The organism is Mycobacterium sp. 852002-10029_SCH5224772 (genome assembly GCF_001667315.1).
In the GTDB taxonomy this organism is placed as follows: Bacteria; Actinomycetota; Actinomycetes; order Mycobacteriales; family Mycobacteriaceae; genus Mycobacterium.
Genome location: NZ_LZHT01000017.1, coordinates 1 through 1,053, shown reverse-complemented (window position 1 = coordinate 1,053; position 1,053 = coordinate 1). Strand labels below are relative to the sequence as shown.

1 pseudogene is annotated in these 1,053 nt (G+C 70.3%); it reads right to left on the bottom strand.

The annotated features are described in order from the left end of the window. Nucleotides 1-1,053 (bottom strand): annotated as a pseudogene (locus tag A5775_RS05970) (LuxR family transcriptional regulator); the annotation flags it as partial.

Genomic DNA, 1,053 nt, shown 5'->3' with positions numbered 1-1,053 from the left:
GCCGCCGGCGTCCTCGGCAGCACTTGCGTAAAGAAGCGGACGCTCCGACGAGTGAAGCACCTCCGCGGCAGCCACCAGCGCCTCGGCATCGTGTTCAAGAATCCCGCGGGCATACCGGGCCACCCCTGCCAGCAGCGGTACCGCCGGGCGCTCCCGCTCAAGCACCTCGGTGCCCTGCAAGACCCGCGTGCGCAAGCCGGCATCACCTGCGGCCGAGGCAACCCGCGCACCCAAGATCAGCCGAACAAATGCGTGGGGAAAAAGCGGCGTCCCCAGTAGGGTGGCTTCCCCAAGCCAGCGCATCGCGTCATGAACGTCGTCGCGCTGCCACGCCGCCAGTGCGAGCACATACGCCGCTCCTCGACGTACGGCAGCCGAGCCGGCGGAGTAGGCATCGCGCGCGTCATTGACCATCTGCTGCAGCAAGTCTCGGTCATCCGTGTGCACCGCCACCTCGGCCAAAACCACCATGCGCAGGATGTCCGGCTCGGTCGCGCCTGTCGGCTGCGGGGGCGGCAGGGGCTCAATCGCGTTGCGAGCGGCCGACAGCCGGCCCGCGGCGAGGTGGATAATCCCACTGAAGACGGCCCACACAGCGAGGGCCATCGCGTTGCCCTCCCGGCGGGCTTGCCCTGTGCCGTGGGTGACCCGGGCCGTCGCGTCGTCCAGGCGGCCGATCACCGCCAGCAGGTTTGCGTAGTGCATCGCGGCATAGGCGTGAGCCAACGCCGCATCATCCGGGTGGACAAGCGGGCAAAGCTCTTCGAGGCGGCCCACGGCGCCGCCCGGGTACCCCTCACCGGCGTCGAGCAAAGCGAGGGCGAGGCCGGCCATGATGGTGGCCTCGACGTCATCGGTGACCGCAGCGGCCGCGGCGGCCTCGTCGGCCGCCGTCCGCCGTTGCGTTCCCTGGTCCTGCAACGCCAGGTTGTAGGCCAGCCACGCCAGATGCCGTGCCCGGGTGACGTCGCTGATGTCGCTCAACTCGAGCGCCTGCCGATTCTCCGCCACGCGCCGCTGGGTGCTGTGCTGGGTGTGCGCCGGGAGCCGGAG